The 25,863-nt window shown below is 74.2% G+C and carries 13 protein-coding genes; 9 read left to right on the forward strand and 4 right to left on the reverse strand.

Translation table 11 applies throughout. The annotated features are described in order from the left end of the window. The first annotated feature begins 200 nt into the window (after window positions 1-200). The gene (locus tag ACFTWP_RS23170) at window positions 201-926 is read left to right on the forward strand and encodes a TetR family transcriptional regulator (RefSeq protein WP_380266578.1); all 726 of its coding nucleotides are present in this window, start codon (window positions 201-203) and stop codon (window positions 924-926) included. Window positions 927-1,295: 369 nt separating this feature from the next. Then, window positions 1,296-1,778 carry a hypothetical protein gene (locus ACFTWP_RS23175; protein WP_380266579.1) on the forward strand — a complete coding sequence of 161 codons (483 nt, stop codon included), beginning with the start codon at window positions 1,296-1,298 and terminating at the stop codon, window positions 1,776-1,778. A gap of 128 nt (window positions 1,779-1,906) precedes the next feature. On the opposite strand, the gene ACFTWP_RS23180 is transcribed toward ACFTWP_RS23175, so the two are convergent. Both ACFTWP_RS23180 and ACFTWP_RS23185 read right to left on the reverse strand, forming a co-directional pair. After that, a complete protein-coding gene (locus ACFTWP_RS23180) occupies window positions 1,907-2,356 on the reverse strand; it encodes a MarR family winged helix-turn-helix transcriptional regulator (protein ID WP_380266580.1) in 450 nt (149 codons plus the stop codon). A gap of 465 nt (window positions 2,357-2,821) precedes the next feature. After that, window positions 2,822-3,610, reverse strand: coding sequence for an AAA family ATPase (locus ACFTWP_RS23185; protein WP_380266581.1), 789 nt, complete (start codon window positions 3,608-3,610; stop codon window positions 2,822-2,824). Between the two features lie 292 nt (window positions 3,611-3,902). On the opposite strand from ACFTWP_RS23185, the gene ACFTWP_RS23190 reads away from it, so the two are divergent. The 7 genes from ACFTWP_RS23190 (at window position 3,903) to ACFTWP_RS23220 (ending at window position 21,344) form a co-directional block, all read left to right on the forward strand. After that, window positions 3,903-5,765, forward strand: coding sequence for a N,N-dimethylformamidase beta subunit family domain-containing protein (locus ACFTWP_RS23190; protein WP_380266583.1), 1,863 nt, complete (start codon window positions 3,903-3,905; stop codon window positions 5,763-5,765). 99 nt (window positions 5,766-5,864) lie between these two features. Next, on the forward strand, window positions 5,865-7,265 hold the full coding sequence (locus ACFTWP_RS23195; protein WP_380266584.1) for a condensation domain-containing protein: 1,401 nt from the start codon (window positions 5,865-5,867) through the stop codon (window positions 7,263-7,265). 127 nt (window positions 7,266-7,392) lie between these two features. After that, window positions 7,393-8,916 (forward strand): class I adenylate-forming enzyme family protein, encoded by a 1,524-nt coding sequence (locus ACFTWP_RS23200; RefSeq protein ID WP_380266585.1) that lies wholly within the window; start codon window positions 7,393-7,395, stop codon window positions 8,914-8,916. 120 nt (window positions 8,917-9,036) lie between these two features. Then, a complete protein-coding gene (locus tag ACFTWP_RS23205) occupies window positions 9,037-12,141 on the forward strand; it encodes an amino acid adenylation domain-containing protein (protein ID WP_380266586.1) in 3,105 nt (1,034 codons plus the stop codon). Beyond that, window positions 12,138-12,440, forward strand: coding sequence for an acyl carrier protein (locus tag ACFTWP_RS23210; RefSeq protein WP_380266587.1), 303 nt, complete (start codon window positions 12,138-12,140; stop codon window positions 12,438-12,440). Before ACFTWP_RS23205 ends, ACFTWP_RS23210 begins: the two co-directional genes overlap by 4 nt. Next, entirely contained in the window at window positions 12,437-18,010 is a 5,574-nt protein-coding gene (locus tag ACFTWP_RS23215) for an amino acid adenylation domain-containing protein (RefSeq protein WP_380266588.1), read from the forward strand. The genes ACFTWP_RS23210 and ACFTWP_RS23215 overlap by 4 nt, the downstream gene beginning before the upstream one ends. Beyond that, on the forward strand, window positions 17,997-21,344 hold the full coding sequence (locus ACFTWP_RS23220; protein WP_380266589.1) for an amino acid adenylation domain-containing protein: 3,348 nt from the start codon (window positions 17,997-17,999) through the stop codon (window positions 21,342-21,344). The genes ACFTWP_RS23215 and ACFTWP_RS23220 overlap by 14 nt, the downstream gene beginning before the upstream one ends. A gap of 146 nt (window positions 21,345-21,490) precedes the next feature. Here ACFTWP_RS23220 and ACFTWP_RS23225 read toward each other — a convergent pair whose 3' ends face one another. Next, on the reverse strand, window positions 21,491-23,752 hold the full coding sequence (locus ACFTWP_RS23225; RefSeq protein WP_380266590.1) for a DUF4332 domain-containing protein: 2,262 nt from the start codon (window positions 23,750-23,752) through the stop codon (window positions 21,491-21,493). A gap of 247 nt (window positions 23,753-23,999) precedes the next feature. Next, a complete protein-coding gene (locus ACFTWP_RS23230; RefSeq protein ID WP_380266591.1) occupies window positions 24,000-25,817 on the reverse strand; it encodes a S8 family serine peptidase in 1,818 nt (605 codons plus the stop codon). Window positions 25,818-25,863 lie beyond the last annotated feature (46 nt).

The raw sequence follows: 25,863 nt of genomic DNA on the forward strand, positions 1-25,863 counted from the left end.
CGGCCGCGAACGGAGCGATCTTCGCCTCGGCCAGCGAGCGCACCGCCTCCCGGAGCATGTCGTGCTCCTCGGTGGTCCGGAAGAGATCGAAGTCCTTGTTCATGGAAAGCTCCCTCGCGATGGCACTCAGTACCCTGAATTATGCACACTCAGTGTCGGCTGTCCCAGTTCGCGAGGGTACTCGGTGCTACCGTCCCTGCATGAGCGAGGTGCGTAAGCAGGATCAGGCCGCGGCGGCGGTCGTCGAGAAGCCGACCATGCGGGACGCGCTGGTGACCGCGGCGTTCCGGCTGTTCATGGAGCGCGGTTTCGAGCAGACCACCATCGACGACATCGTCGCCGAGGCGGGGGTCGGACGCCGTTCCTTCTTCCGGCACTTCCCCTCCAAGGAGGACGTGGTCTTCCCCGACCACGACGGCTGCCTGGCCGAGATGACCGCCTTCCTCCAGGACGCCGACGACGCCGGCGATCCGGTCGAGCAGGTCTGCGACGCGGCCCGGCTGGTGCTGCGCGCGTACGCCGTCAACCCCGCCTTCTCGGTGCAGCGCTACCTCCTCACCAAGAAGGTCCCGAACCTCCGCGCGCACGAGCTGTCGGTGGTCTGGCGCTACGAGCGGGCGCTGGCCGCCCATCTGAGGGCGCGCTACGCGGCCCGGGCCGACGGCGCCCTGCGGGCCGACGTGATCGCCGCCGCCGTCGTGGCGGCGCACAACCACACCCTGCGCACGTGGCTGCGCTCCGGCGGCGAGGGCGACGTGACCGCGGCGGTCGGCGAGGCCCTGAGCTTCGTGGCCGAGACCTGGAGCGGGTCGCCCGGCCCGGGTGCGCCGGAGTCCCAGGACGACGAGGTCGTCGTGGTGGTCGCCCGCCGGGGTACGCCGATGTGGCGCGTGGTGCGCGGAGTGGAGTCGGCCCTGGAGGGCTGAGCGTCCGGGTGCCGACCGGATCGGCCGTGGGCGCGGCGGAGGGCGACCGGCCCGGGCGCCGGTGGCGGCGGGGGTGGACGGGTCGGTCGGGGGCCGGTGGCACTCGGTTCCCCGGCAATAGGCACTGAGTGCCTTTACAGGTCGACACCGAGTGCCATATGGTCCCTGGGTAGACGGGTCCTGGCCGCCGGCTCGGCGCGAGCGGCGGCCGGGGCGCGCCCCACCGGCGGCGATGCGTCTGATCGGCTCCCCCTGCGGTACCACCCGCCGTCCGGCCCGCCGGTCGGGCCCGTCCGCGGTTCGGCACCACCCGCCGACCCCGGTCACGGCCGGCGAATTCGTGTTCTCCTCATCCCTCAAGGAGTCACCATGGAACTCACCATCGCCCCCGCTCCCGGCCTCGCCACGGATGTCGTCCCGGGCTTCCCCGTCGACCGGACGGGCATCGAAGTCGACCTCCCGGACACCGAGTTGACCCACCTGCGCTGCCGCTGGTGCCGCGCCGCGACGGCGTCGACCTGCCTGCTCTGCCCGGTCTGCGGATCCGCCGACCTGCTCACGGAACGCGGTGCCGGCCACGGTACGGTGCAGCGCCTGCTGCCCGCCGCCCAGCGCGGGCAGCACCGCCTGACGCCCTACGTGATCGCTCTGGACGAGGGGTTCACCGTCCGGGCCGCCGTGGTGGGCGCCCTGCCCGGCGCCGTGACGGCGGGGACCAGGGTCCAGCTGGCCACCGTGTCGGGCGCCGGACGGGTCCTCACCTTCCAGGTCTCACCGGACCAGCTCTACGGTCACCTCCGCACCCAGGCGCCGGCCCCGCATTCCGTCCGGTCGAGCCTCTGGGACGTGTGACCACGGCGGTTGCGGGCTCTCCCGCCTCCCGCCTCCCGCCTCCCGCCTCCCGCCCTCGCCCCGCGGGCCCTTCGGCGCTCGGGTCGGCCGGGTGCCGGGTGCCGGGTGCCGGGTCTCGTGGCCCGGGCTCACGGCCGGGGCGGGGTGAGCTCCTCGGCGAGCCGCCAGAGGTCGGGGATGGCCGCCGCGATCCGCTCCAGGGCGTCGGCCGGCAGCGCCGCCAGGGCTCCGGTGACACCCAGGTGGAGGTTGGAGTCGATCCGCCGGCGGGCGTCGAGCGCCGCGCGCGTCGGCCGGAGCTGCGCCGTCCGGCGGTCCTCGGGGTGCGGGGCGCGGTCGAGGAGGCCGTCCCGGACCAGCAGGGTGACCAGGGTGCTGACGTTGTGCGGCTGCATGTGGAGCGCTGCGGCCGCGTCGCGCACGCTGATGCCGGGCTCGTCCAGGACCAGCTGGAGCAGCTCCACCTGGGCGGGCGGTCGGACCGGCTCGCCGCCCGGCGGTCGCCGCGTCTGGTTGAGGACGCGGTGGAGTGTCCAGACCAGGCGGGTGAGTTCGGCGGGCACGTCGCGAGTGCTCATGGTTCGGATTCTACGTCCGTGGAATCCTTGGCCGACCTGGCCCGTTCGCTGACGAACCCACCGATCCGGGCGGCCCGGGCCGCCGGTCGCCGTCCCGTCGGGCAGGCGTAGGATACGGACAGCTCTAGCGATAGAGCGTTCTGTGCGGTGACGGCGGTGCGGCCTCTCCCGGAGCGGGCGGGCCCGTCGTGCCACGCGGGAGCGGTCGGCCGGCCGGGAGTGGAACCCGAAGAGGGACCTGGTCGGACGGCTTCGCGTGCGGGGGAGTCGTGGCCGTCCGCGGCGGCGGCTCCGCGATCGCGCGAGACGGCCGGCACACCGTGGGGACGGGATGCCGGCCGTTCGTCCGCGGCGGGCGATGCCTGGGGGGTGCAGCCCTCGCCGGACCTGGCCCGCGCGGACCCCCCCGGCAAGGGCCGGGCCGCGCGCCGAACCGGGCGCCCGGCACGATCCGCCGGACAGGCCCTAGGCTTCGGTGCTCTCCCGCGCTCCGCCGCCGGGCCGGCCGAAGTCGGCACTCGCGTGCTCCCGCGAGCTCCGGTCGAGCAGCAGCACCGAGGTGGCCTCCGCCAGCGCGGGCGGGACGGGCCCCGGTGCCGGCCGGCTCCCGTCGTCCGCCGGCAGGCTCCGCAGGAGGCGCTCCAGGCCCCGGCGGTGCCGGGCGAACACGCGGGGCGAGGCCCACCGGCCGCGCGCCCGCTGACCGGCCAGGGCCTCGGCGGGGCTGAGGTCGAGCAGGACGAGGTGCAGCTCGCGACCGTACCGGGCGGCGCCTGCGGCCAGCCAGCGGCGCAGCCACGGCCGGCTGCCGCAGTCGTGCACCAGCAGCGGGCCGCCCCGGCGCAGGGCGCCGGTCAGCCGGAGGAACAGCAGCACTCGGGCCCAGGGGCGGTAGGCCGCGTAGGGGATGCGTGCGGGCATGACGGCCTCGCAGGCGAGGTGGACGTCGCGCGGGTCGATGACCGGCGCCTCGGTGGACCAGCGCCGCAGCAGCGTGCTCTTGCCGCTGCCGGGCAGGCCCGAGATCACCACCACGGCGTCGGGCGGGTAGTGCGCGGCGGGTGCCCGGCCGGGGCGTCCGCGCAGGTCGATCAGCCCGTGCTGGTACCCCGGGTGCCGGTCGGGCGGTCGGGCGTCGCGGCCCGCGGTGGCTCCGGCCGCCTCCTCGGGGGCATCCGTCCGGCCCGGCTCGTCGCTCTCCTCGTGCGCCGAGGTCCGCACCCTCGCCGCACCCGCCTTCCGCGTACCGCGCACTGCTGCTCCCTGCCCCGAATTCACTGCTCACAGCCTTGCACAGTGGGTCGAGCAGCCCTCCGGCGGGCGGTCGGCCGGTGGGGGCGGGGGTGGACCCGAACCTTGACGTGATCAATGGTCTATGCCAATCTCCCTGCAGGTCCGGACCTGTGCGGCAGTCCGGAGCCGTTTCAAACATTTCTGACGCGTCGTCAGTGCAGCCCGCACCACGGGGGAAGGATGGCGTGACATGGCCCTGGTGGCCCATGCGGCGGCGACTTCGTGTACGCAGGGCGGGACCCTGCTTTTCACGGTGAAGGGACACGGGCACGGCCGGGTGACGGTGGAGGACGCCGTCGAGGGCCGCCCGGTGCACCGCGCCGAGGTCGACCCCGGCCCGTGGGAGCTGGCGGTTCCGGCCCACTGGCGCAGCTCGCTCTACCGCGCGGTCTTCACCCCGGGAACGGGGGAGGAGAGCGAGGTCTGGTTCGTGGTCCGCCCGGCCGAGCCGGGACTGCGCTCACCCGTCCTGCTGTCCGTCCCCTTCGCCACCTGGCAGGCCTACAACCGGGCCGGTGTGCCCGGGGAGGGCCTCTACTGGACCGAGGATCCGGAGCGCGCGGCCCAGGTCAGCTTCGACCGGCCGGGCGGCGGCCCGCCCCCCGAACGCTGGGAGGAGGGGCTGATGCGCTGGCTCCGGGCGCACGGCCCGGACGTCGAGTACTGCTCCAACCTCGACCTCCACCTCGACCCGCAGGCCCTGCTGCCGTACCGGCTGCTCGTGGTCAACGGGCATGACGAGTACTGGAGTTGGGAGATGCGCGACCGGGTCGAGGGCTTCGTCCGGTCGGGCGGCAACCTGGCGGTCTTCGGGGCCAACACCGCGTGGTGGCAGATGAGGCTGGAGGACGGCGGTCGCACCATGGTCTGCTACCGGGACGCCGCCGCCGATCCGGTCGCGGCGGTGGCGCCGGAGCGAGCCACCGTCGAGTGGTCCAGCGAGCCGGTCAACCGGCCGGAGAACACCCTGACCGGCCTCAGCTTCCGTCGCGGGGCCGGCTGTTGGGGGCCGGGCATGCCGCAGATGTACCGCGAGGCGTACACCGCCGCCTTCGCCGGGCACTGGGTCTTCGAGGGCACCGGACTCGCGGACGGGGACGCCTTCGCCCTCGGCGCGCTCGGCTACGAGACCGACGCCGCCGACCTGGAGTTCACCGACGGCGTGCCGGCCGCCACCGGACGGGACGGCACCCCCGCCTCGTTCACCGTGCTGGCCACCGCCGACCTGCGGCACTGGGACGCGTACGGGCAGGGCGGCTGGGCCGTCATGGGCGTCTTCGACTCCGGCGCCGGGACGGTCTTCAACGCCGGCACCGTCAACTGGGGTGCGGCACTGGGCGATCCGGTGGTGGACCGGATCACCCGCAACGTGCTCAGCCGGCTCTCCGCCCCCGCCAGGGCCGACCGGTGGACCGCGATCGGCGCCGCGCCGGGCACCACGGCGCTGGCCGGGGCCGGATCCTGGCTGTTCGCGGTGCGGGCCGACGGCACGCTCGGCGTCCGACCGGCCGGGCCGCAGAACCTGCCGCTGCGCCAGCTCGGGCCCGCCCCCGGCGTCCTCGCGCTGGCCGCGCCCCGCGAGGCGGTGACCGGCGGACCGTACGCCCTGTACGCGGCGGACGACTCGGGCCGGCTGCTGCTGCGCCCGGCCCGCCCCGAACCGGCCGACTGGACGGCGGTCGACCGCTGTCCGGCCGGGACGAGGGCGCTGGCGGTCTGCGACGGCCGGCTGTACGCGCTGGACGGCCGGGGCGCGCTCTGGTCCGCGCCGCAGGGGCTGCCGGCGGGGGAGGCGGCGCGCACCTGGACGCGCCTCGCACCACCCGCCGGCCTGGTGGCGCTGACCTCGGTGAACGGCCGGCTCTACGCCGTGGACGGCGGCGGCACGCTGCTGCACCGCCGCCCGGTGGCGGACGCCGGCTGGCAGCGGCTCGGGCCGGCCGGCGGCAGCGTGCTGCTGGCCGGGCAGGCGGGCCGACTGGTCGGCCTCGGTGCGGACGGGACGCTGCGCTCGCGCGGCGTGCTGCAGGCCGACGGCGTCGGCGGCGCGCCGCACACCCGCCCGGCCGTCACCGCCGGAGTGCGCAGGGCCGGGCCCGACGGTGCACGGGACTGAGAAGGCACCGGCCCGCCGGGCCGGGCGACACCGGCCACGGCGGGGCGCGCGCACGGGTGCGGCCGGTGGGAGGAACTCGTACGTGAGGAGCGCAGGGTCATGACGGAACACGCCGTGGAGGACCGCATCCGCCTGGAACCGGTGGAGTTCGCCGCCCCGTGGGCCGGCACCGCGCCGCTGACCTGGGGTCAACGGGCGATCTGGTCCGCGATCGGGCGGACCAGGCCGGGGGACTGGTACTTCAACTTCTGCCGGACGCTGATGCTGCCCCGCCGGTACGACCTCCCACAGGTGCTGGCGGCGATCCGGTTCGTCCTGGAGCGGCACGAGTCGCTGCGGACCAGGCTGGTCCAGTCGGACGGCGAGCCGCTCCAGTCGGTGAGCGCCACCGGGGTGCTGGAGGTCGAGGTCGTGGAGGTCACGGCGGGGGACCGCGAGGCGGGCGCACGCGCCGCCGAGCGCCATGCGGCCCGGGCGTTCGACTACGAGCGCGAGTGGCCGGTCCGGATCACCGTCCTGACCAGGGACGCGGTGCCCACCGAGGTGGTGCTGGGGTTCTGTCACCTGGCCGCCGACTACGAGGGCACCGGCTTCCTGCTGAGGGACCTGCGGGCCGCGCTGGCCGGCCGGGGCGCGGCGCTGCCGCCCGCTCCGCGCCCCTCGGCGCTGGCCCTGCACCAGGAGTCGGCCGAGGGGCGCAGGTTCGCCGAGGCGGCCGCCGCGCACTGGGAGCGCTCGTACCGCCGCATCCCGGTGTCGATGTTCACCGAGGAGTGCTACACCCCCGCCGAACCGCGTTTCCAGCGGCTGGAGTTGCGCTCGACCGCGCTGGCCGTGGCGGTGCCGGCGGTGGCCGCGCGGCTGGCCGTCAGCAGCTCGACCGTCCTGCTGGCGGCGGCCGGCGCGGTGCTGCGCGAGCGGACCGGGCACGACACCTGTGCCCTGCTGGCGATCGCGGGAAACCGGGTCGCGCCGCAGACCAGGGAGATCGTCTCGACCATGTCGCTGGAGGCCTTGGTCGTCCTCGGGTTCGAGGGGGTGACGGGCTTCGAGGAGGCCGTCCGGGCCACCGGGCGGGCGGCGATGGCGGGTTACCGGTTCGGCTCGTACGACGAGCGCGACCGGGACGCGGTGGTGGCCGCCGAGAGCGCCCGCCGGGGCGAGCCGGTGCACCCGTACGCCTGCGTGAACGACCTGCGCGGGGCCCGGCAGGGCGCGGGCGCGCAGGCCGCGCCCGAGGGGGTCCGCCCGGCGGAACTACTCGACAGCACAGAGCTGTTGGAGCTCGCCCCGCTGGAGCAGCTGAGCTGCCGGTTCTGCCTGCACTTCGCGGATGTCGACGAGGCGCTGTCGATCCGGCTGACGGCGGACACCGGCTACCTCCCGCTGTCGGGGATGGCCGGGTTCCTCGGGGAGATGGAGCGGCTCGTGGTGGCCGCGTACGACGGTGACGTCCCGCTGCCGGGGCTTGCCGCCCATGTGGGCGCCGATCCGCGGTAGTTCCTCCGGGTCCGATCCTTGACCGCCTGAGTGGTCTATGCCAACCTCTCAGCAGGTCTGGACCAATGTCTCATGTCGAGGCGCCTGGGGCTGATCTGAAAGAACAACGGGGAGAGTGTCGAGTTCCATGCACAGAACCAGATCCGACGACCCTGAAGAACCCTCCGTGCGGACGCCCGCCGGAACGGTGCACGGGTTGCTGGAGGCCAGGTCCCGGACCCAGCCGGACCGGGTGGCCATCACCACCGACGACGGCCGAGCCCTGACCTTCGCCGAGTGGCACGAGCGCTCCACCGCCCTCGCCACCGCCCTGGAGCGCCGCGGGATCCGCCGCGGGGACCGGGTCGGCCTGCTCTTCGGCCTCCGTGAATGGCCCGAATTCGCCGTCTGCTACTGCGCGGTGACCATGGCCGGCGCGGTCGCCGTACCGATCTCGGACCGCCAGCCGGCCGAGGCCGTGCGCCACCTGCTCGACCACTGCTCGGCGGCCGGCCTGATCGCCGCACCCGGCGCCGACGGGCCGGCCGGGCCCTGGTGGACGAGCCGGCCGCAGGAGCTGGCGGCCGAGGCCACGGCCGACCCGCAGGCTCTGCCCCGGGTCACCGCGGGGGACCTCGCGCAGCTGATCTACACCTCGGGAACCACCGGCCGACCCAAGGGTGTCGCGGCCGCCCACGGCAACGTCACGTACGGCACCAGGCCCACCGCCCGGCACCGGCCGCTGGCCCACTCCGAACAGTTCCTGCACTCCTTCGCGGTGGGCACCAACGCCGGCCAGACGATGCTGGTGAACGCGCTCGACGCGCACGCCGGAGCGCTGGTCGCCACCCACTTCACCCCCGGCCGCTTCGCCCGACTCATCGAACAGCGCCGCGTGGGCAGCGTGTTCGTGGTCCCCGCGATGGCCGCCGAACTGCTGCACGCCAAGGTGCAGACCCGCTTCGACCTGTCCTCGGTCCGGCTGCTGGGCTCCACCGCCGCGGCGCTGCCGCCGAGCGTCGCCACCGGGCTCACCGAGGCATTCCCCAACGCCACCGTGGTCAACTACTACACCTCCACCGAGGCCGCGCCCGCCCAGACCGCGATGGTCTACGACCCGGCGCGCCCGACCGCGCTCGGCCGGGCCGCCCAGGGCGCCGTCATGGTGGCGGGCCCCGACGGCCGGCCCCTGGCCGCGGGCGAGAGCGGCGACGTCCACCTGCGCTCGCCCGGAGCCCAGCGCTCCTACTACCGGGACGCCGAGGCCGGCGCCGCCGTCTTCCGCGCCGGCTGGGTCCGGATGGGCGACGTCGGGTTCCTGGACGAGGACGGCTACCTGCACCTCCTCGACCGTGAGTCGGACGTCATCAAGTCCGGTGCCCACAAGGTCTCCACGCTCCAGGTCGAGGCCGCCGCACTGGAGCACCCCGCCGTCGCCGAGGTGGCCGTGGTCGGCCTCCCGCACCCGGTGCTCGGGATGAGCGTGGGAGCCGTCGTCGTCCCCGCCCCCGGAACCCCCTTCGACCCCGCCGACCTGCGCGCCTTCCTCACCCTGCGACTGGCCGCGCACGAGATCCCGACCCGGATCACCACCCTCGGCGAACTGCCGCGCAACGAGGGCGGAAAGCCGCTCAAGCGCGCCCTCCGCGAGCTGCTCGGCGCCCTCGCCTGAGCCCGCCGCGCGTGGCCGGAGCCGCCCGGGCCGCCCGCCCCGGCTTCCGCACCCGTCTCCTCCGTCGTCCTTCCCCAGCCTCCACGCCTCCCGGCACACCGATCCCGAAGTGAGCACCTGATGAACCATCAGAGTCCGGAGCGCACCACCACCACGGCCAGCGCCGCCCAGCAGGGGGTCTGGCTGACCGAGCGGCTCGGCGCCGCCGGCGACACCTACCACATGCCGGTGCTGATCAGCTTCGACAGCATCGACACCGCCGCCCTCACCGCCGCCTGCGCCGCCGTGGTGGCCCGCCACCCGGGCCTCGCCTCGTCCTTCGCCGAACGGGACGGCCGGATCGAACTCCGCCACCACGAGCAGCCGTTCACCGTCTCCGAGATCGACGCCCGGACGGACGGTCCCGACTCGCTGGCGAAGCGGCTGGCCGAGGAGTGCGGCAGGCCGTTCGCGCTGGACGCCGGGCCGCTCGTCCGCTTCACCCTCCTGCACGGCCCGCGCGGCCGCGCCGACCTGTTGGTCGTCGCCCACCACGCCGTCTTCGACGGCATGTCCAAGGACGTCCTGGTCGCCGACCTCGCCGCCGCGTACAACGCCCTGGTGGCCGGCCGGCCGCTGCCGATCGGCGTACCGGGCGCCGCACCGGCGAGCCCGTCGGCGCCCGCGGAGGAACTCCTCCGGGAGGCGGCCGCCTGGTTCGGCCCGCACTGGTCCGACCCCGCCGAGGTCCTGCTGCCCGGCGGTCGCCGCACCGTCCGCGGCGCCGGCCCCGGCGAGCAGGTCACCCGCCGGATCGACCACACCGCACTCGCCGACGCGGCCGCCCGGGCCGGCGTGACGGGCTTCGAGTTCCTGCTCACCGCCGTCCACGCCCTGCTGCGCCGCTACGGCAACGCGGACACCCCGGTGGCCGTCTCGATGTCCACCCGCACCCCCGAACTCGCCGCCGAGACGGGCTGCTTCGTCAACGAGCTGCCGCACCACGCCCCCGAGCCCGCGGCCGGCGCGAGCTTCGCCGCCTTCGCCGCCGGCGTCCGCGGCCGGCTGCGCGAGCTGTACCGGTTCCGCAGCGTGCCGTTCGGCGCGGCCGTCGGCGGGCTGAGCCCCCGGGTCGGCCTGACGCCCGTCTCGCTCGGCTACCGCCGCCGCGGCGCCGAGCCGCGGTTCGACGGCACCGGCTCCCGGGTGGACTGGATGGTCTTCAACCGGACCGCCCGCAACACCCTGCACATCCAGGTGGTGGACGCCGACGACAGCTGCACCGTCAGCCTCCAGTACGACCCGGCCGTGATCCCGTCGGAGGACGCCCGCCGGATCTCCCGCCAGCTGGACACCCTGCTCGGCGCCGCCGTCGCCGACCCGGCCGCCCCGCTCGACGAACTGCCGCTGCTGGACTCCGAGGAGCACCGGCTGGTCACCGAGGCCTTCAACGACACCGAGCGCTCGTACCCCGCCGACCGCACGGTGGTGGACCTGTTCGACGAGCGGGCCGCCGCCTCGCCGGACGTCGTCGCCGTCGCCATGGGCGGCCGCACCCTGACCTACCGGGAGCTGCGCGAGCGCTCCACCGCCCTCGCCGGGCGACTGACCGCGCTGGGCGTCGGCCGGGGCGACCTGGTGGCCCTCTACCTGGAGCGCACGGCCGAGCTGCCGGTCGCCCTGCTCGGCGTCCTGCGCACCGGCGCCGGCTACCTCCCGCTGGACCCGGGCTACCCCGTCGACCGGCTGGCCTTCGTCCTCGCCGACTCCGGCGCCGCGCTGCTGCTCGCCAACCGGGAGCCGGCCCCCGAGGTGGCCGCGGCCGCCCCCGCCGTGCTGCGACTGGACGCCGGCGCCGCCGACGGCGCCGGGCCGGACGCCGCCGCGGACCCGGCCGGACTCGAAGCGCCGGCCGCCCGCCCCGGGCCCGCCGACACCGCCTACGTGCTCTACACCTCGGGCTCGACCGGCCGGCCCAAGGGCGTCGCGGTGGGTCACCGGGCCCTGGTCAACCTCCTCACCTCCTTCGCCGGCCGGCTCGGCTCCGGGGCGCAGGACGTCTGGCTCGGCCTGACCTCGCTGTCCTTCGACATCTCGGCCCTGGAGATCTACCTCCCCCTGATCACCGGCGGCCGCCTGGTACCGGCCCCGGACGGCCTGGCGGTGGACGGCCCCGGGCTGCTGGAGCTGATCGGGCGCGAAGGCGTCACCCACGTGCAGGCCACGCCCTCCGGCTGGCGGGTCCTGCTCGGCGCCGACCCCGGCCGCACCGCACTGACCGCGCTGGTCGGCGGCGAGGCCCTGCCGCTGCCGCTGGCCCGCGAACTGCGGGGCGCCGTGGCCCGGTTGTTCAACGTCTACGGCCCCACCGAGACCACCATCTGGTCCACCTGCGCCGAGATCCCGGCCGACCCGGAGAGCGTCACCATCGGCCGCCCGATCGCCAACACCCGCGCCCACGTCCTGGACGAGCTGCGCCGTCCGCTGCCGATCGGCGTGCCCGGCGAGCTGTACCTCGGCGGCGACGGCGTGGCCCAGGGCTACCTCGGCCGGCCGGAGCTGACCGCCGAGCGCTTCGTCGAGGACCCGTACGGACCGGACGGCGCCCGCCGCTACCGCACCGGCGACCTCGCCGCCTGGACCGCCGACGGCGAACTCGACTTCCTCGGCCGGATCGACAACCAGGTCAAGATCCGCGGCCACCGGATCGAACTCGGCGAGATCGAGGCCCGGTTGCTGGAGCACCCGGCGGTCGCCGAGGCCGCGGTCACGGTGATCGAGGACCCGGCCGGCGATCCCCGCCTGATCGGCTACCTGGTGTCCGCCGGCCCGGCGCCGGCCGCCGCCGAGCTGCGCGAGCACCTGCTGCGCACGATGCCCGCCGCGATGGTGCCGCAGGTGTTCGTGCCGCTCCCGGCCATGCCGCTCACCCCGAACGGCAAGCTCGACCGCCGGGCGCTCCCCGCCCCGGAGCCCGCCGCCACGACCGAGGACACCCCGGTCGGGCCGGCGGCCGAGGCCGGCGACCCGGTGGAGGCCGGGCTGCGCGAGATCTGGTCCGAGGTGCTCGGCATCCCCGAGATCGGCCTCGACGAGGACCTCTTCGACCTCGGCGGCCACTCGCTGACGATCATTCAGATCTCCGCCCGGATCCGCAAGGCGTTCGGCGTGGACGTCGACTTCGACGTGTTCTTCGACTTCCCGACCGTGGCCGGCATCGCCGCGGCCGTCAAGGAGCTGCTGTGACCGACATCCCAACGGCCGCCACCGCGCCCGGCGGGCTGCGGACGGCACTCGCCGCGCTGGCCGCCGACGCCTGCGACGGCGAGCCGTCCGCCACCGAACTGCTGGCCGCCGCGAGCACCCCCTTCGTCCTGCTGGGCGTCGGATCACTGGCCCAACTGCGCCTGCTGGACGCGGTGGAGAGCACCTACGGGGTGTACTTCGACCTCGCCGGCCCGAACGGCTTCCCCGGCAGCCTGGACGCGCTCGCCGAAAACCTGGTCGCCGAGCACGGCGTCACACACCCCGAGGACACCGCATGAGCGACACCCAGGCCCGCGCCACCACCCTGTCCGACGCCAGACGGGCCCTGCTCGCCCAGCGGCTGCGCGGCGGCGCCGCGCCCGTCCGGGTGGTGGGCCCCAGGCCGGAGGGTACGGCGGCGCCGCTCTCCAGCGGGCAGGAACGGCTCTGGTTCATGGAGCAGTTCGCGCCCGGCAGCACCGCCTACGCGCTGGCCCCGTCCCGCCGGCTGCGCGGTCCGCTGGACCGCGCCGCGCTGGACGCCGCGCTCACCGACCTGGTGGCCCGGCACGAGGCCCTGCGGATGGCCTTCCCCACCACGGAGGAGGGCACCGCCGAGGTCACCGTCGCCGAACCCGCCGCGTTCGCCGCGCGGTTCGTCGACCTGTCCGAGCACCCGGACGCCGAGCTGCGCGCCACCGACCTGGTCGGCGCCGAGGTCGCGGTGCCGTTCGACCTGGCCGCCGGTCCGCTGCTTCGCGCGCTGTTGGTCCGGATCGCCGACGAGGACCACGTGCTCTCGCTGGTGCTGCACCACATCGTCTGCGACGGCTGGTCGGTCGACCTGATGCAGCGCGAGCTGGACGCGCTGTACGCGCAGCACGCGCACGGCACCCCGGCCGCACTCGCCGAACTCCCGGTGCAGTTCGGCGACTACGCACACTGGCAGCGCGGCCGGCTGACGGACGGCCCGCTGGCCGCCTCGCGCGAGTACTGGCGCAGCGAGCTGGACGGCGTCCCGGCGCTGGAGCTGCCCACCGACCGGCCGCGGCCCCCGGTGCTGACCTTCGAGGGCGCGGGGCACGGGTTCCGCTGGGACCGCGAGGTGGCCGAGCGGATCGGCGAACTCGCCCGTACCTACGGCGCCTCCGCCTACATGGTCGTCCTCGCCGGGTTCCAGGCGCTGCTGGCCCGGCACAGCGGGCAGTCGGACTTCGCCGTCGGCTCGCCGGTCGCCGGCCGGCTGCACCGCGAACTGGAGGGCGTGGTCGGCGCCTTCGTCAACATGCTGCCGATCCGGGCCCGGCTCGGCGACGACCCCTCCTTCGGCCGGCTGGTCAGCCGGGTGCGGGAGCACACCCTGGACGCCTACACCCACCAGGAGGTGCCGTTCGAGCAGATCGTCGCCGACCTCGACGTCGAGCGGGACGTCAGCCGCTCCGCCGTCTTCCAGACCACCTTCGCCTTCCAGAACTACGGCGAGCGCGGTGTCGGCCCGGCCGCCGGCGGCCTGGACACCGAGGTGTTCGGATTCCGCGGCGCCACCACGCACTTCGACCTCGCCCTGTACCTGAACGAGGGGGAGGACGGCTACTACGGCCTGTTCACCTACCGGACGGACCTCTTCGACGCCGGCACCGTCGAGCGGCTGGCCGAGCGCTTCGGCGTGCTGATGGCGGGCGCGCTGGCCGACCCCGAACTGCCGGTGTCGCGGCTGCCGCTGCTGACGGAGACCGAGTCGGCGCTGGTGCTCGGCGAGTGGGCGGTCGGCCCCGAGCTGCCGGCGGACGGCCCGGCGACGCTGACGGAGCTGATCGAGCGCAGCGCGGCGGCCGACCCGGGGGCCCCGGCGCTGGTCTTCGCGGGCCGGACGCTGTCGTACGGGGAACTCGACCTGCGGGCCAACCGGTTGGCCCGGCGCCTGCGCGACCTCGGCGTCGGTCCGGACGCGCGGGTGGCGGTCTGCCTGGAGCAGTCGCCGGAGCTGGCGGTGGCCCTGGTGGCCGCACTGAAGGCCGGCGGGTGCTACCTGCCGCTGGACCCGGAGGCCCCGCCGGCGCGGCTGGACGCGCTGGTGGCGGACGCCGACGCCACCGTCCTGGTCACCGACACCGCGCTCGGGGCGCGGTTCGCGGCGTACCAGGGGGCGCGGGTGCTGGTCGACACCGAATCCCAGGAGGGCGACGCTTCGCCGCTCGCGCAGGTCTCGGGGCCGGACGACCTGGCGTACGTGATCTACACCTCGGGCTCCACCGGCACCCCCAAGGGCGTCGCGGTGCAGCACCGGCAGATCCTCAACTACCTGGCCGGCGCCGGGGAGCGGCTGCGGATCGTACCGGGGGCGGCGTACGGGCTGCTGCAGTCACTGTCCTTCGACTTCAGCATCACCATGCTCTACCTGGCGCTGGGCTCGGGCGGACGCGTCCACCTGCTGCCGCGCCGGATCGCCGGCGTGGAACTGGCCGAGCAGATCGAGGCGCTGGGCATCGACTACCTGAAGATGACCCCCTCGCACCTGGCCGCGCTGACCGCCGACGTCCCGGTGGAGCGACTGCTGCCGCGCCTGGCCCTGGTGCTGGGCGGGGAGGCGAGCGCCTACGGCTGGGCGCGCGAGCTGGCCGACCTGGGCCGCTGCGCGGTGTTCAACCACTACGGGCCCACCGAGGCCACCGTGGGCGTGACGGTCCACGAGGTGTCGGCGGGCGGCGGCGACGCCCCGGCGGCCGGCAGCACCCCGATCGGGCGTCCGCTGGCGGGTGCGCGCTGCTACGTCCTGGACGGGAACCTGGGACCGGTCGCACCGGGCGTGACCGGTGAGCTCCACCTGGGCGGCGACCGGCTGGCCCGCGGGTACCTGGGCCGGCCGGACCTGACCGCGGAGCGGTTCCTGGAGGACCCCTTCGCCGCTCCCGGCGGGCGGATGTACCGGACGGGCGACCTGGCGCGGTGGCGGGCGGACGGGACGCTGGAGTTCCTCGGCCGCGGCGACCACCAGATCAAGGTCCGCGGATACCGGGTGGAGCCGGGCGAGATCGAGGCGGCGCTGACCGCCCTGCCGGGCGTCACCCAGGCGGTCGTCCTGGCCCGGGGCGAAGGCGTCAAGCAGACCCTCGTCGCCTACCTGGAGCGCCCCGAGGCGGACGGGCCGATCGTCCCGGCCGAGATCCGGGCCACCCTGCTGGACCTGCTGCCGGACTACATGATCCCGGCCCGCTACGTCTCCTTGGAGCAGTTCCCGCTCCAGGCGCACGGCAAGGTCGACCGCAAGGCGCTGCCCGCACCCGAGGACGCCCCGCTCACCGGCTACCAGCCCCCGCAGGGCGCGGCGGAGGAACTGATCGCCGCGATGTGGGCGGACCTGCTGGACCTGCCCCGGGTCGGCGCCCTGGACGACTTCTTCGAACTCGGCGGGCACTCGCTGCTGGCCACCCAGGTGGTCGCGAAACTACGCCGGGCCTTCCCGGAACTCCCCGTCCCGGTCGGGGTGATGGACCTCTTCCAGCACTCCACCGTGCGGGCGCTGGCCGCCCTGGTCTCCTCGCCGGCGGCCGACCGCGGCCCCCGCAAGCTGCTGCACCGCCTCACCCCGCAGCGGCAGGTCACCGCCAGCATCGTCTGCGCGCCCTACGGCGGCGGCAGCGCGCTGATCTACAAGCCGCTGGCCGACGAGCTGCCGGCGGACTGGGCACTGCACTCGCTCGCCGTCCCCGGACACGAACTCGGCGAGGAGGCACGGCCGTTCGACGAGGTGGCCGCCGACTGCGCGCAGGAGATCCTGGACGACGTCCAGGGCCGGGTGGTGCTCTACGGGCACTGCGGCCTCGGCGTCATGCTCACCGTGGAGATCGCCCGCCGGCTGGAGGAGGCCGGCCGCGAGGTGGAGGCCGTCCACCTGGGCGGGATCTTCCCGTTCGCCCGACCCAAGGGCCGCAGCGCCGAACTCGCCGACCGCTGGGCCAGGTTGGCCGAGCGGCTGCGCAGCGACCAGGGGATGATCAACGCCCTGACCGCGGCCGGCATGGACGTCGACGAGGTCGACCGGGAGCAGCTGCGGCTGATCGTCAGCAACCGCCGCTCCGGCACCCGGGAGGCCGAGCGGTACTTCAGCGAACTGTTCGACACCGAGGGCGGCACCCTGCGGGCGCCCGTCTACTCGGTGGTCGGTGACCGCGACCCGGCCACCGAGTTCTACCAGGAGCGGTTCCGCGAGTGGCACCGGATCACCGGGACCACCGGGGTGGTCGTGCTGGACGAGGCCGGCCACTTCTTCCTCAAGTACCGCGCCGCCGAGCTCGCCACCATCCTCACCGGCGTGCACCGCTCGATCGCGGCCGGCACCGAGGACGAGCACCGGCGCCGGGAGGACTCGACCTGGTGGCTGGAGGACGTCTCGCGCTCCCCGCGGCCGGCCGCCGACTCCCCGCCGGCGGTGGCCGACCCGGAACCGGCGGCCCGACCCGACCCCGACCGGGAGGCGGTGCGCGGCCCGGCCCGGGCCCGCGGGCGCCGGGGGGAGGTGCGTCCGAGCATGGGCCGGTTCCTCACCGTCGCCACCGGCCAGCAGCTGTCCATCATCGGCTCCGCGCTCACCGAGTTCGCCCTGCCGGTCTGGATCCTGCTGCACACCGGCTCGCTGGCCCAGTTCGGCCTGCTCGCCGCGTTCGGGCTGGTGCCCGGGATCCTGGTCGCCCCGCTGGCCGGAGCCGTGGTGGACCGCGGCGACCGCCGCCGGATCATGCTCGCCGCCGACCTCGCGGCCGGCGCCACCCAGGCCCTCACGCTCCTCCTGGCCGTCACCCACACCCTCCAGGTCTGGCACGTCTACCTGCTGATCTCCACGCTCTCGCTGGCCCTGACCTTCCAGCGCTTCGCGTGGGGTTCGGCCGTGCCCCAGCTGGTGCCCAAGCGCTACCTCGGTCGGGCCAACGGCGTGGTGCAGATGGCCTTCGGCTTCGCGCAGTTCCTGGTACCGCTGTTCGCGGTGAAGCTGCTGGCGGTCGTGGGGCTGAGCGGAATCCTGGTGTTCGACGTGGCGAGCTACGCCTTCGCGGTCGCGGTGGTCGCGCTCGTCCGGTTCCCCAAGACGATGGCCTGGAAGCGCCGCGAGTCGATGAGCGCCGAGATCCGCGCCGGGTTCCGCAGTTCGCTCGGCAGCCGGCACTTCCGCGCGATGCTGGTCTTCTTCGCGGTGCTGAACATCTTCCTGTCGCCGCTGTTCCTGCTCACCTCCCCGCTGGTGCTGTCCTTCGCGGGGCTGCAGGACACCGGCTGGGTGGCGATGGGCGGTGGCCTCGGCGCGCTGCTGGCCGGTCTGACCATGCTGGTCTGGGGCGGCCCGCGCCGCCGGCGGCTGCGCGGCGTGATGCTCTCCACGCTGGTGCTGGCCGCCGCCGCGGCGGTGACCGGACTGCGCCCCACCCTGCCGGTGGTCGCCCTCGGCGCCTTCGGGATGGCCTTCGGCCTCGCCCTGGTCAACGGCGTCTACGCGACGATCATCCAGACCAAGGTCCCGCAGCGCTTCCACGGCCGGGTGATCGCGGTCAACACCATGGTCGCCTGGTCGACCCTGCCGATCGGCTTCGCCGTGGTCGCGCCCTTCGGGCCGAAGCTGCTCCAGCCGCTGATGGACGACGGCGGCCTGCTCGCCTCCACGGTGGGCCGGGTGATCGGCACCGGTGACGGTCGCGGCATCGGGCTGCTGTACCTGGTGTTCGGCCTCGCCATGGCCGTGCTGGCCCTGATCTGCCTGCGCCTGCCCGTACTGGCCCGGTTCGACCGTGACGTGCCCGACGCGGCGTCGGACGACCTGGTCGGACTGGAGACCCTGCAGTCCCTTACCACCGGTGAGGTGTCCCGTGCCCGACAGTGACCCGACCCGCGCGGTCCGGACGCCGTCCGGACCGTCCGGACCGTCCGGCCCGGCCGCCGACGCCGGGGGCCTCGGCCCCGACGTCGTCCGCAGCTACCCGCTGACCGCCGAACAACGACGGCTCTGGTTCCTGCAGCAGCTGCGCCCCAAGGACGCCGGCTACAACATGTACCTGGCGCAGCGCTGGCGCGGGCCGCTCTCCGTCCCGGCGCTGACCGCGGCCCTCGCCCGGCTGGTCGCCCGGCACGAAGTCCTGCGGACCCGATTCGAGATGGTGGGCGACCAGCCGCTCCAGCTGGTCGGCCGACCGGCCGCGATCGCGGTCGAGGTGGTCGACATCGAGCCGCCGGGCGGCGAAGGGGCACCCGTCCCGGACGAGTTGATCACCGAGGTGGCGGGGCTGCGGGCCAACGCGCCCTTCGACCTGGCCAGCGGGCCGCTGCTGCGGCCCACCGTCTACCGGCTCGGCCCGGACGACCAGGTCTTCACCCTGGTGATGCACCACATCATCTCGGACGGCTGGTCCGCCAAGATGATGTGGGAGGAGCTGCTGGCCGGCTACCGCGCGGAGCTGGCCGGCGGACCGGCGGTCGAACCACCGCCGGTGCAGCGGCAGTTCGGTGACTACGCGCTGGCCGAGGCGGAGCGCCTGGCGGGCCCCGCGGGCGACGCGGACTTCGCGTACTGGCGCGAGAAGCTGGCCGGGGTGCCGCCGCTGCTGCTGCCCACCGACCGGCCGCTGCCCAAGCGGCCGGGCCACGAAGCCGAGTTCACCATGATCCGGCTGGACGCCGAGCTGACGGACGGGGTGGAGCGGCTGGCGCGCGAGCAGCGCTGCACGCCGTTCATGGTGCTGCTGGCCGCGTACCAGGTCCTGCTGTCCCGCTGGTCGGGGCAGCACGACTTCGCGGTCGGCACCCCGGTGGCGGGCCGCAACGAGGTCGAACACGAGGCGATGCTCGGGTACTTCAGCAAGACCGCGGTCGTCCGGGCCGACCTCTCCGGAGACCCGGACTTCCGTACGGTGCTGCGCCGGGTCCGCTCCGCCACCATGGGGGCGCTCAGCCACCAGGACGTACCGCTGGAGCGGCTGATGCCGGCGCTCGGCATCGCCCGCGAGCGCAACCGGCCGCCGGTGTTCCAGACGCTGTTCGTGCTGCAGAGCCAGAACGAGGTCACCGGGGGAGCCACCGAGGCACCCGAGGGCGTCGTCCTGGAGCCGGTGGACGCGGGCTTCGCCCAGGCCAAGTTCGAAGTCCTGCTGGACATCTGGCGGGACGCGGACGGCATGCTCGCCTCCTTCTGCTTCAGCCGCGAACTGTTCGACCGGCAGACGGTGGAGGCGGTGACGGACCGCTACCGCGAGCTGCTCGCCCGCGTGGTGGCCGACCCGCTGCTGCCCGTCCACGGGGACTGGCTGGTCGGCGGCGAGGAGCGGGCCCGGCTGCTGGAACTCGGGACGGGGCCGGCACTGCCTGCGTCGGTGCCGACCGCACTGGAGCGGTTCGCCGCGGCCGTGGCCACCACCCCGGAGGCGGTGGCGCTGGAGTGCGACGGGGAGACCCTCTCGTACGCCGAACTCGACCGGCGGTCCTCGGTGTTGGCCGGTCAGCTCGTCGATCGGCTGGCCGGTCCGCGTCCCGCCGACCCCGAGGTGGTGGTGGCCGTCCGGATCGAGCCCTCCTTCGAGCTGGTCACCGCCCTGCTGGCGGTCTGGAAGGCGGGCGCGGCGTACCTGCCGCTGGACGACGCGCACCCGCGGGAGCGGCTGCGGTTCATGGTCCGCGACAGCGGCGCCGCGCTGCTGCTGAGCACGGACCGGGACCCCGAACTGGACGTCCCCGTGCTGTCGGTGCCCCGGCAGTGGCCGGACGGTGTGTCGTCGCCGACGCTGCCGGAGGTCGGGCCGGACGCGCCCGCCTACCTGCTGTACACCTCGGGCTCCACCGGGGTGCCCAAGGGGGTGCTGGTCGACCACACGGCGCTGGCCGCACGGGTGCACTGGATGGTGGGGGACGGCTACGGCATCGGCCCCGCCGACCGGGTCGTCCAGTTCGCCTCGGTGGGCTTCGACACCCACGCGGAGGAGCTCTGGCCCGCCCTCGGCGCCGGTGCCCGCTGCGTCCTGCTGCCCGGCGGCGGCCGGATGCTGCCCGACTTCCTGCGCTCGGCCCGCGCCGACCGGGTCACCGTGCTCGATCTGCCGACCGCGTACTGGCACGAACTCGTCGACCTTGGTGCCGAGGTGAGCTGGCCGGCTGACCTGCGACTGGTCGTCCTGGGCGGCTCGGAGGCCCGGGCCCAGGCGGTGGCGGCCTGGCGGGACAGGCACGGTGACCGGGTCCGTCTGGTGAACACCTACGGCCCGACCGAGGCCACCGTGATCGCCACCAGCACCGACCTGGGGGCCGCCGACACCGCGGGCCGCCCGCCGCTCGGCCGCCCGCTGCCCGGAGTCCGGGCGTACGTGCTGGACGAGCAGGGGCGGCTGCTCCCGCACGGGGTCGAGGGCGAACTGGCCCTCGGCGGCGCCGGGTTGGCCCGGGGCTACCGGGGCAGGCCGGAGCTGACCGCGGAGCGGTTCCGGGTCGACCCGTTCGCCGAGCAGGTGGCCGGCCCGCCGGTCGGGCCGGGCGCCGGGCCGATCGGCGCGGGCCCGGCAGCGCGGATCTACCTCACCGGCGACCGCGCCCGCTGGCGCAGCGACGGGCGGCTGGAGTTCCTCGGCCGGGCCGACGACCAGGTGAAGATCCGCGGCTACCGGATCGAGCCGGCCGAGATCGAGGCCGCGCTCGGCGAGCACCCCGCCGTCGCCCGGGCGGCCGTGGTGGTCGCGGACGGCAGCCGGCTGCTGGCCTACGCGGTACCGGAGCCGGGCGCCGCCGCCGACCCGGCGCACCTGCGCGACCACCTGGCCCGGCTGCTGCCGGCGTACATGGTCCCCGCCGGCATCGCCCTGGTGGACGCCCTGCCGCTCACCCCGAACGGCAAGCTCGATCTGGCGGCGCTCCCGGAGATCGACCCGACGGTGACGGTCCGGGAGTACCTCGCGCCGCGGTCGGACGCCGAGACGCTGATCGCCGAGATCTGGCAGGAGGTGCTCGGCGTCGACAAGGCCGGGGCGCTGGACGACTTCTTCGACCTCGGCGGGGACTCGCTCCTGGTGACCAGGGTGGTGGCCCGGATCCGGTCGGCGGCGGGCCTGGAGGTTCAGGTCCGGGACGCCTTCGACCGGCCGACGCTGGCGGCGCTGGCGGAACGGGTCGAGGAGCTGCTGATCGACGAGATCGCCGGCCTGAGCGACGGCGAGGTGCAGAACCTGCTCGCCGACTGACCTCCACCGGAGCACCGCCGCGGAGCCCCGCGGGAGTGCCGGCGCCCCCGTCCCGACCGTTCCAACGGCCGGGGTGGGGGCGTCCGGTGGCGTGGGCCCCGCGTCGACGGATGGTGGCGGGGTGAGGTGAACGCCGATCGAGGCACTCAGCCGACGCTCGCGCCCGGGGCGGTCGGCAGTCGCTGAGTCGACTGCCGGACGACCCCGAGAGCGGTTTGCCAGCCTTCCGGAGCCGTGAAGGCGGACAGGCCGTTGAGGCCGTAGCGTTCGGTTGCCTCCGTCGCGAGCTCGCCGACCAGTCCGCCGTTCGCCGCCACCCGACGTCTCAGCTCACTGCGGCTGGCGATCCCGGCGTCCAGGAGGAGCTGGAGCACCTCCACACTGGACAGATCACGGTGTGTGGTGGCCAGTTCCGCGATTTCCGCGAGGTGGGAGACGACCAGGGGAGAGGCGTCCAGGTAGGCCGCCAGGGTCGAATGGGCGTCAGTGCCGTTCAATCGCCGCTGCAACTGTTCGAACGTGGTGATGCCGACGGCGGTGAGCCTGTCCGAGTAGGCCCTGAACGGCGGCAGATCCAGCATGCCGGGCGGCTTCAGGCCGAGGGCGCTCTCGACAGGTTTCCTCCTGCACGGGTCGCGCATGAGCTTCCAGAACGCGGGGTCCTGTCGGAGGAACCGGCGGTCCTCGGTGGTGGCGCAGGCGAAGGCGAGGTGGGCGAGCGTGTCGCCGAGATCGCCGCGCTGAATTCCGTACTCGTCCACCAGCCCGGCCAGCGTGGCGTAGTAGCTCGCGACCAGAGGGGAGGGGTACCGGTCGGGCTTGGGAGGGGGCCAGGTCCACTGCCCGCCGTTGAGGAGCTGTCGGACCTCGTCGACGAGGAAGGCGATCGCGCTCTGCAGGCTCTCCGCCTGCGGCCGCATGTAGTCCGCGAACTGGCCGACGTCCTCGCTGCTCCGATAGCGGTTGCACACCTCGACGAGCTCTCCTGCGGCCGTGTCGGCCTTGTCGAGCACGTCCTTGTGCCGGCTGCTCAGCTGCTGGATCCGCTGTTCGCCTGCGCTTCGTGCCATCAGGTAGGCGTTGACCCGCATCGCCGCCCGGCTGTACTGGATGTGCATGTGGATGAGCTCCCACCCTCCCTTGATGGACTTCTTGTCCTTGGTCAGGGTGAGCGGGAGCTGCGCGTCCATGAGTTCGGCGAACCTGAGCCGGTTCTCGATGGTCTTGGGTGTGACGGCGATGAGCGTCTCCAGGTAGTTGAGGCGGCCCGGGCCGTACCTCGGTTCCAGGGTCACGGAGTCCTGCAGCAGGGTGAGCCTGGTGTCGAGATCGTCCGTCAGCGCCGGTTCGGTGGCGATCACCTGGAGTGCCACGCTTCTCCACTGCCGTGCGCCGCACAGGCCGGCTCGGAGATGCGGGTGCGTGCGGCTGAGTTCGACGAGGATGCAGGCGGCGACGCCGGTCAGGAGTTGGGCGCGGGCCCGGCCCCTCTCCTCCTCCAGCTCTGGCGTGTCCTTGGCGGCTCGCAGCGGGGCCAGTCCGAGGTTCCGCCGGCTGATCACGTCGCTCCTCACGTGCTGGCCGTTGCGGGTGAGGGTGATCGTCACGCGGTTGATGTCGACGAGGGTGATCCGGGCGCGCCAGGTGAGGCCGGGGCGGAACGCGTACATGACGCGCGCCACCGTGGATGCGACCGCACCGGCCGGAATGGCGCTGAGGTTCTCGCTGAGCAGGTTGCTGAGCTGATTGGCCCGGGAGACCGGAAGGTCGGGCACCTTGGAGCCGAGTGACTGCAGTCGGGCCAGCACGTAGTCGGATGCGGCGCCGTCCGCGTTCCCGTCCGCCCCGTGCGCCTCGATCTCAAGGCGCAGGTTCTGCCCGAGGGCGGTGGCCGTGGCGGTGATCCCCAACACGGCCAGGGCCACGTACGCGACCAGCAGGCGGTCGTGCACCCCCCAGGAGAAGAAGCAGGAGACCAGGAGCGCCCACACCAGCAGGAGGATCCAGGACGTCGGCCGGGGCATCGTCACCGGTCTGACCATGTCGACCCTGATCGGGTAGCGGATTCGTAGCCCGGAGGCCAGCACGGCCAGGGTGACACCGGGAGCCACCACTCCGAACAGGAACGCCCAGGGCAGCCACCGGCCGTCGGCGAAGGGATGGAACATCGGGTAGACGGAGAGGAAGGTGGCGGCGGCGAGCACGGCCAGGCCGCCCACGACCGACCAGAAGGATCGTGCGGGCCTGCTCCAGGCCAGTGCGTCCCTGTGCACCACGAACCGGGTGAGGAGGCCGCTGACGGCGACCAGGACGACCAGGGCGATCGCCAGTGGGATGAGGAGTTGTGCGACTGGTCGCAGCCAGGAGCTGTAGAAGGCGTCCCAGTCGCTCGTCCTGAAGGCGATCACCGAAGCTGGAGTACCGGCTAAGGGCATCATCTCGGCACCTCGGTCCTGCGGAAACACTCCCTGGGATCGACGCTAGGCCATTCCGGTGAGGTGTGCACACCGAGTCCCGGGGTCGGCGCTCACAGTTACGCAGGGTCATCCGGTCGGCCGGCGCTCGGCGGTCGACTGCCGGCCCCGGGGTGTCCGGGGCCGGCAGCGGCGGGGTCTGGAACGCTGTCCAGAAGGTCGCCGGGATCTGGAACGGCGTCTAGAAGGTGAGGTTCCAGGCGTCGATCGTGCCGGTGTCCTGGGTGGCGATGTCGCGGACCCGCAGCTTCCAGGTGCCGGCGGCGACCTCGGCGGAGGCGTTCACGGTGTAGGTCTTGGCGACGTTGTCGGCGCTGTCGCTGTCGGTGAAGTCCTCCAGGAGGTAGACCGTGCCGTCCGGCGCGACCAGGGAGACCACCAGGTCACCGCGGTAGGTGTGCTTGATGTCCACGCCGACCTTGAGGGTGGCGGGCGCGTTGCCGCTCACCCCGGTGACGGTGATCGGGCTGTCCACGGTGGTGTTGTCGGGGACGGCCACGTCGGTGAGGTTCTCGAAGTAGCTGCCGGGCGGCGGGGTGGCGCCGACGGCCTTGAGGGCGTCGACCTGGCCTTCGCCGAAGAAGCCGTTGACGGCGGTGGTGCCGGTGCAGCGGCTGTCGGCCGGGCAGGCGGTGTCCGCGGCCTGGGCGGCGAGCTTGGCGCGCAGGTCGGCCGGGGTGGCGCCGGGGTTGGCGCTGGCCAGCAGGGCGGCCACGCCGGTGACGTGCGGGGAGGCCATCGAGGTGCCGTTCTTGCTGCCGTACTTGCCGCCCGGGAGGGTCGAGTACACGCCGTTGGCGCCGTCGCCGCCCGGGGCCGCCACGTCGATGACGCCGGTGCCGAAGTTGGAGTACGAGGCCTTGACGTTGCCGCTGCCCATGGCCGCGACGGTGACCACGCCCGGGAGTTCGGTCGGGATGTCGATGCAGGCGTTGGTGATGGTGCGGGTGGTGGCGGTGGAGTCGTTGGGGCTGGCGGTGTCCGTGGTCTTGTGGGCCAGGTCGTAGTTGGCGTTGCCGGCCGCCGCGACCTGCAGCGAGCCCTTGCCCTCGGCGTAGGCCTGAGCGCGTCGGACGCCCTCGATGATGGCGGCCTGGTCGACGTTGTCGGGGCAGTTGAACTGCCACGGGTCGGTGTAGTAGCTGTTGTTGGTGACCTTGAAGCCGTGGTCGCCGGCCCAGACGAACCCGCAGACGGTGTTCTCCGCGAAGAACAGCGTGCTGGTCGGCTCGGCGATCCGGACGGAGGCTATCTTCACGCCGGGTGCGACGCCGACGACGCCCTTGCCGTTCTTGGCGGCGGCGATGGTGCCGGCCACGTGGGTGCCGTGGGTGTCCACGTCGCGCCAGGCCCCGGTGCGGGTGTCGGCCTTGCCGTAGGCGCAGGAGACCGAGTCGGCGGCGTCGAAGTTCGGGGCGAGGTCCTGGTGCAGGTCGTCGACCCCGGTGTCGAGGACGCCGACCTTGACGGTCGGCGAGCCGGTGTTCACGGCCCAGGCCTGGTCGGCCTTGATCTGGGACATGTCCCAGCGGGTGGTCTCGGTCAGCGTGGTGGCGCTCTGCGCGGGGGTGGCCGGCAGGGCGGGGTTGTAGGCGTCGGCCGGGACGTCGGAGGTCCGGGTCGCGCCGACCTGCTGGACACCGGCCGCGCCGCGCAGGGTGGCGGCGAAGGTCGCCGATGTCGAGTGGGCGACGATCACGCCGATCGCGTCGTAGCCGGCGAAGACCGTCCCACCGCCGGCCGCCACCGCGGCCTGCACGGCGGAGGTGTCGCCCGGTGTGGTGATCACCAGGTAGGCGCGGGTGCCGGCGGCCCAGGCGGAGGCGGCCGTGGCGGACGTCGCGGAGACCGGCGAGGAGGCCGACGCCGCCGTGCTGTCGGCCGCGGGCGAGAGTGCGCCGGCCTGGGCGATCCCGGTGGGGGCGACCAGGGCGACGGCCGCGCCGAGGGCGGCGGCCGCGGCGGTACGCCGCAGCCGGCCGGCTATGTGGGGATTCAATGCGTCCTCCGGAAGCCATGCGGCTCGGTGGTGCTGGTGGCACCCG

The sequence above is a fragment of the Kitasatospora sp. NPDC057015 genome (genome assembly GCF_042673745.1).
GTDB lineage: Bacteria > Actinomycetota > Actinomycetes > Streptomycetales > Streptomycetaceae > Kitasatospora.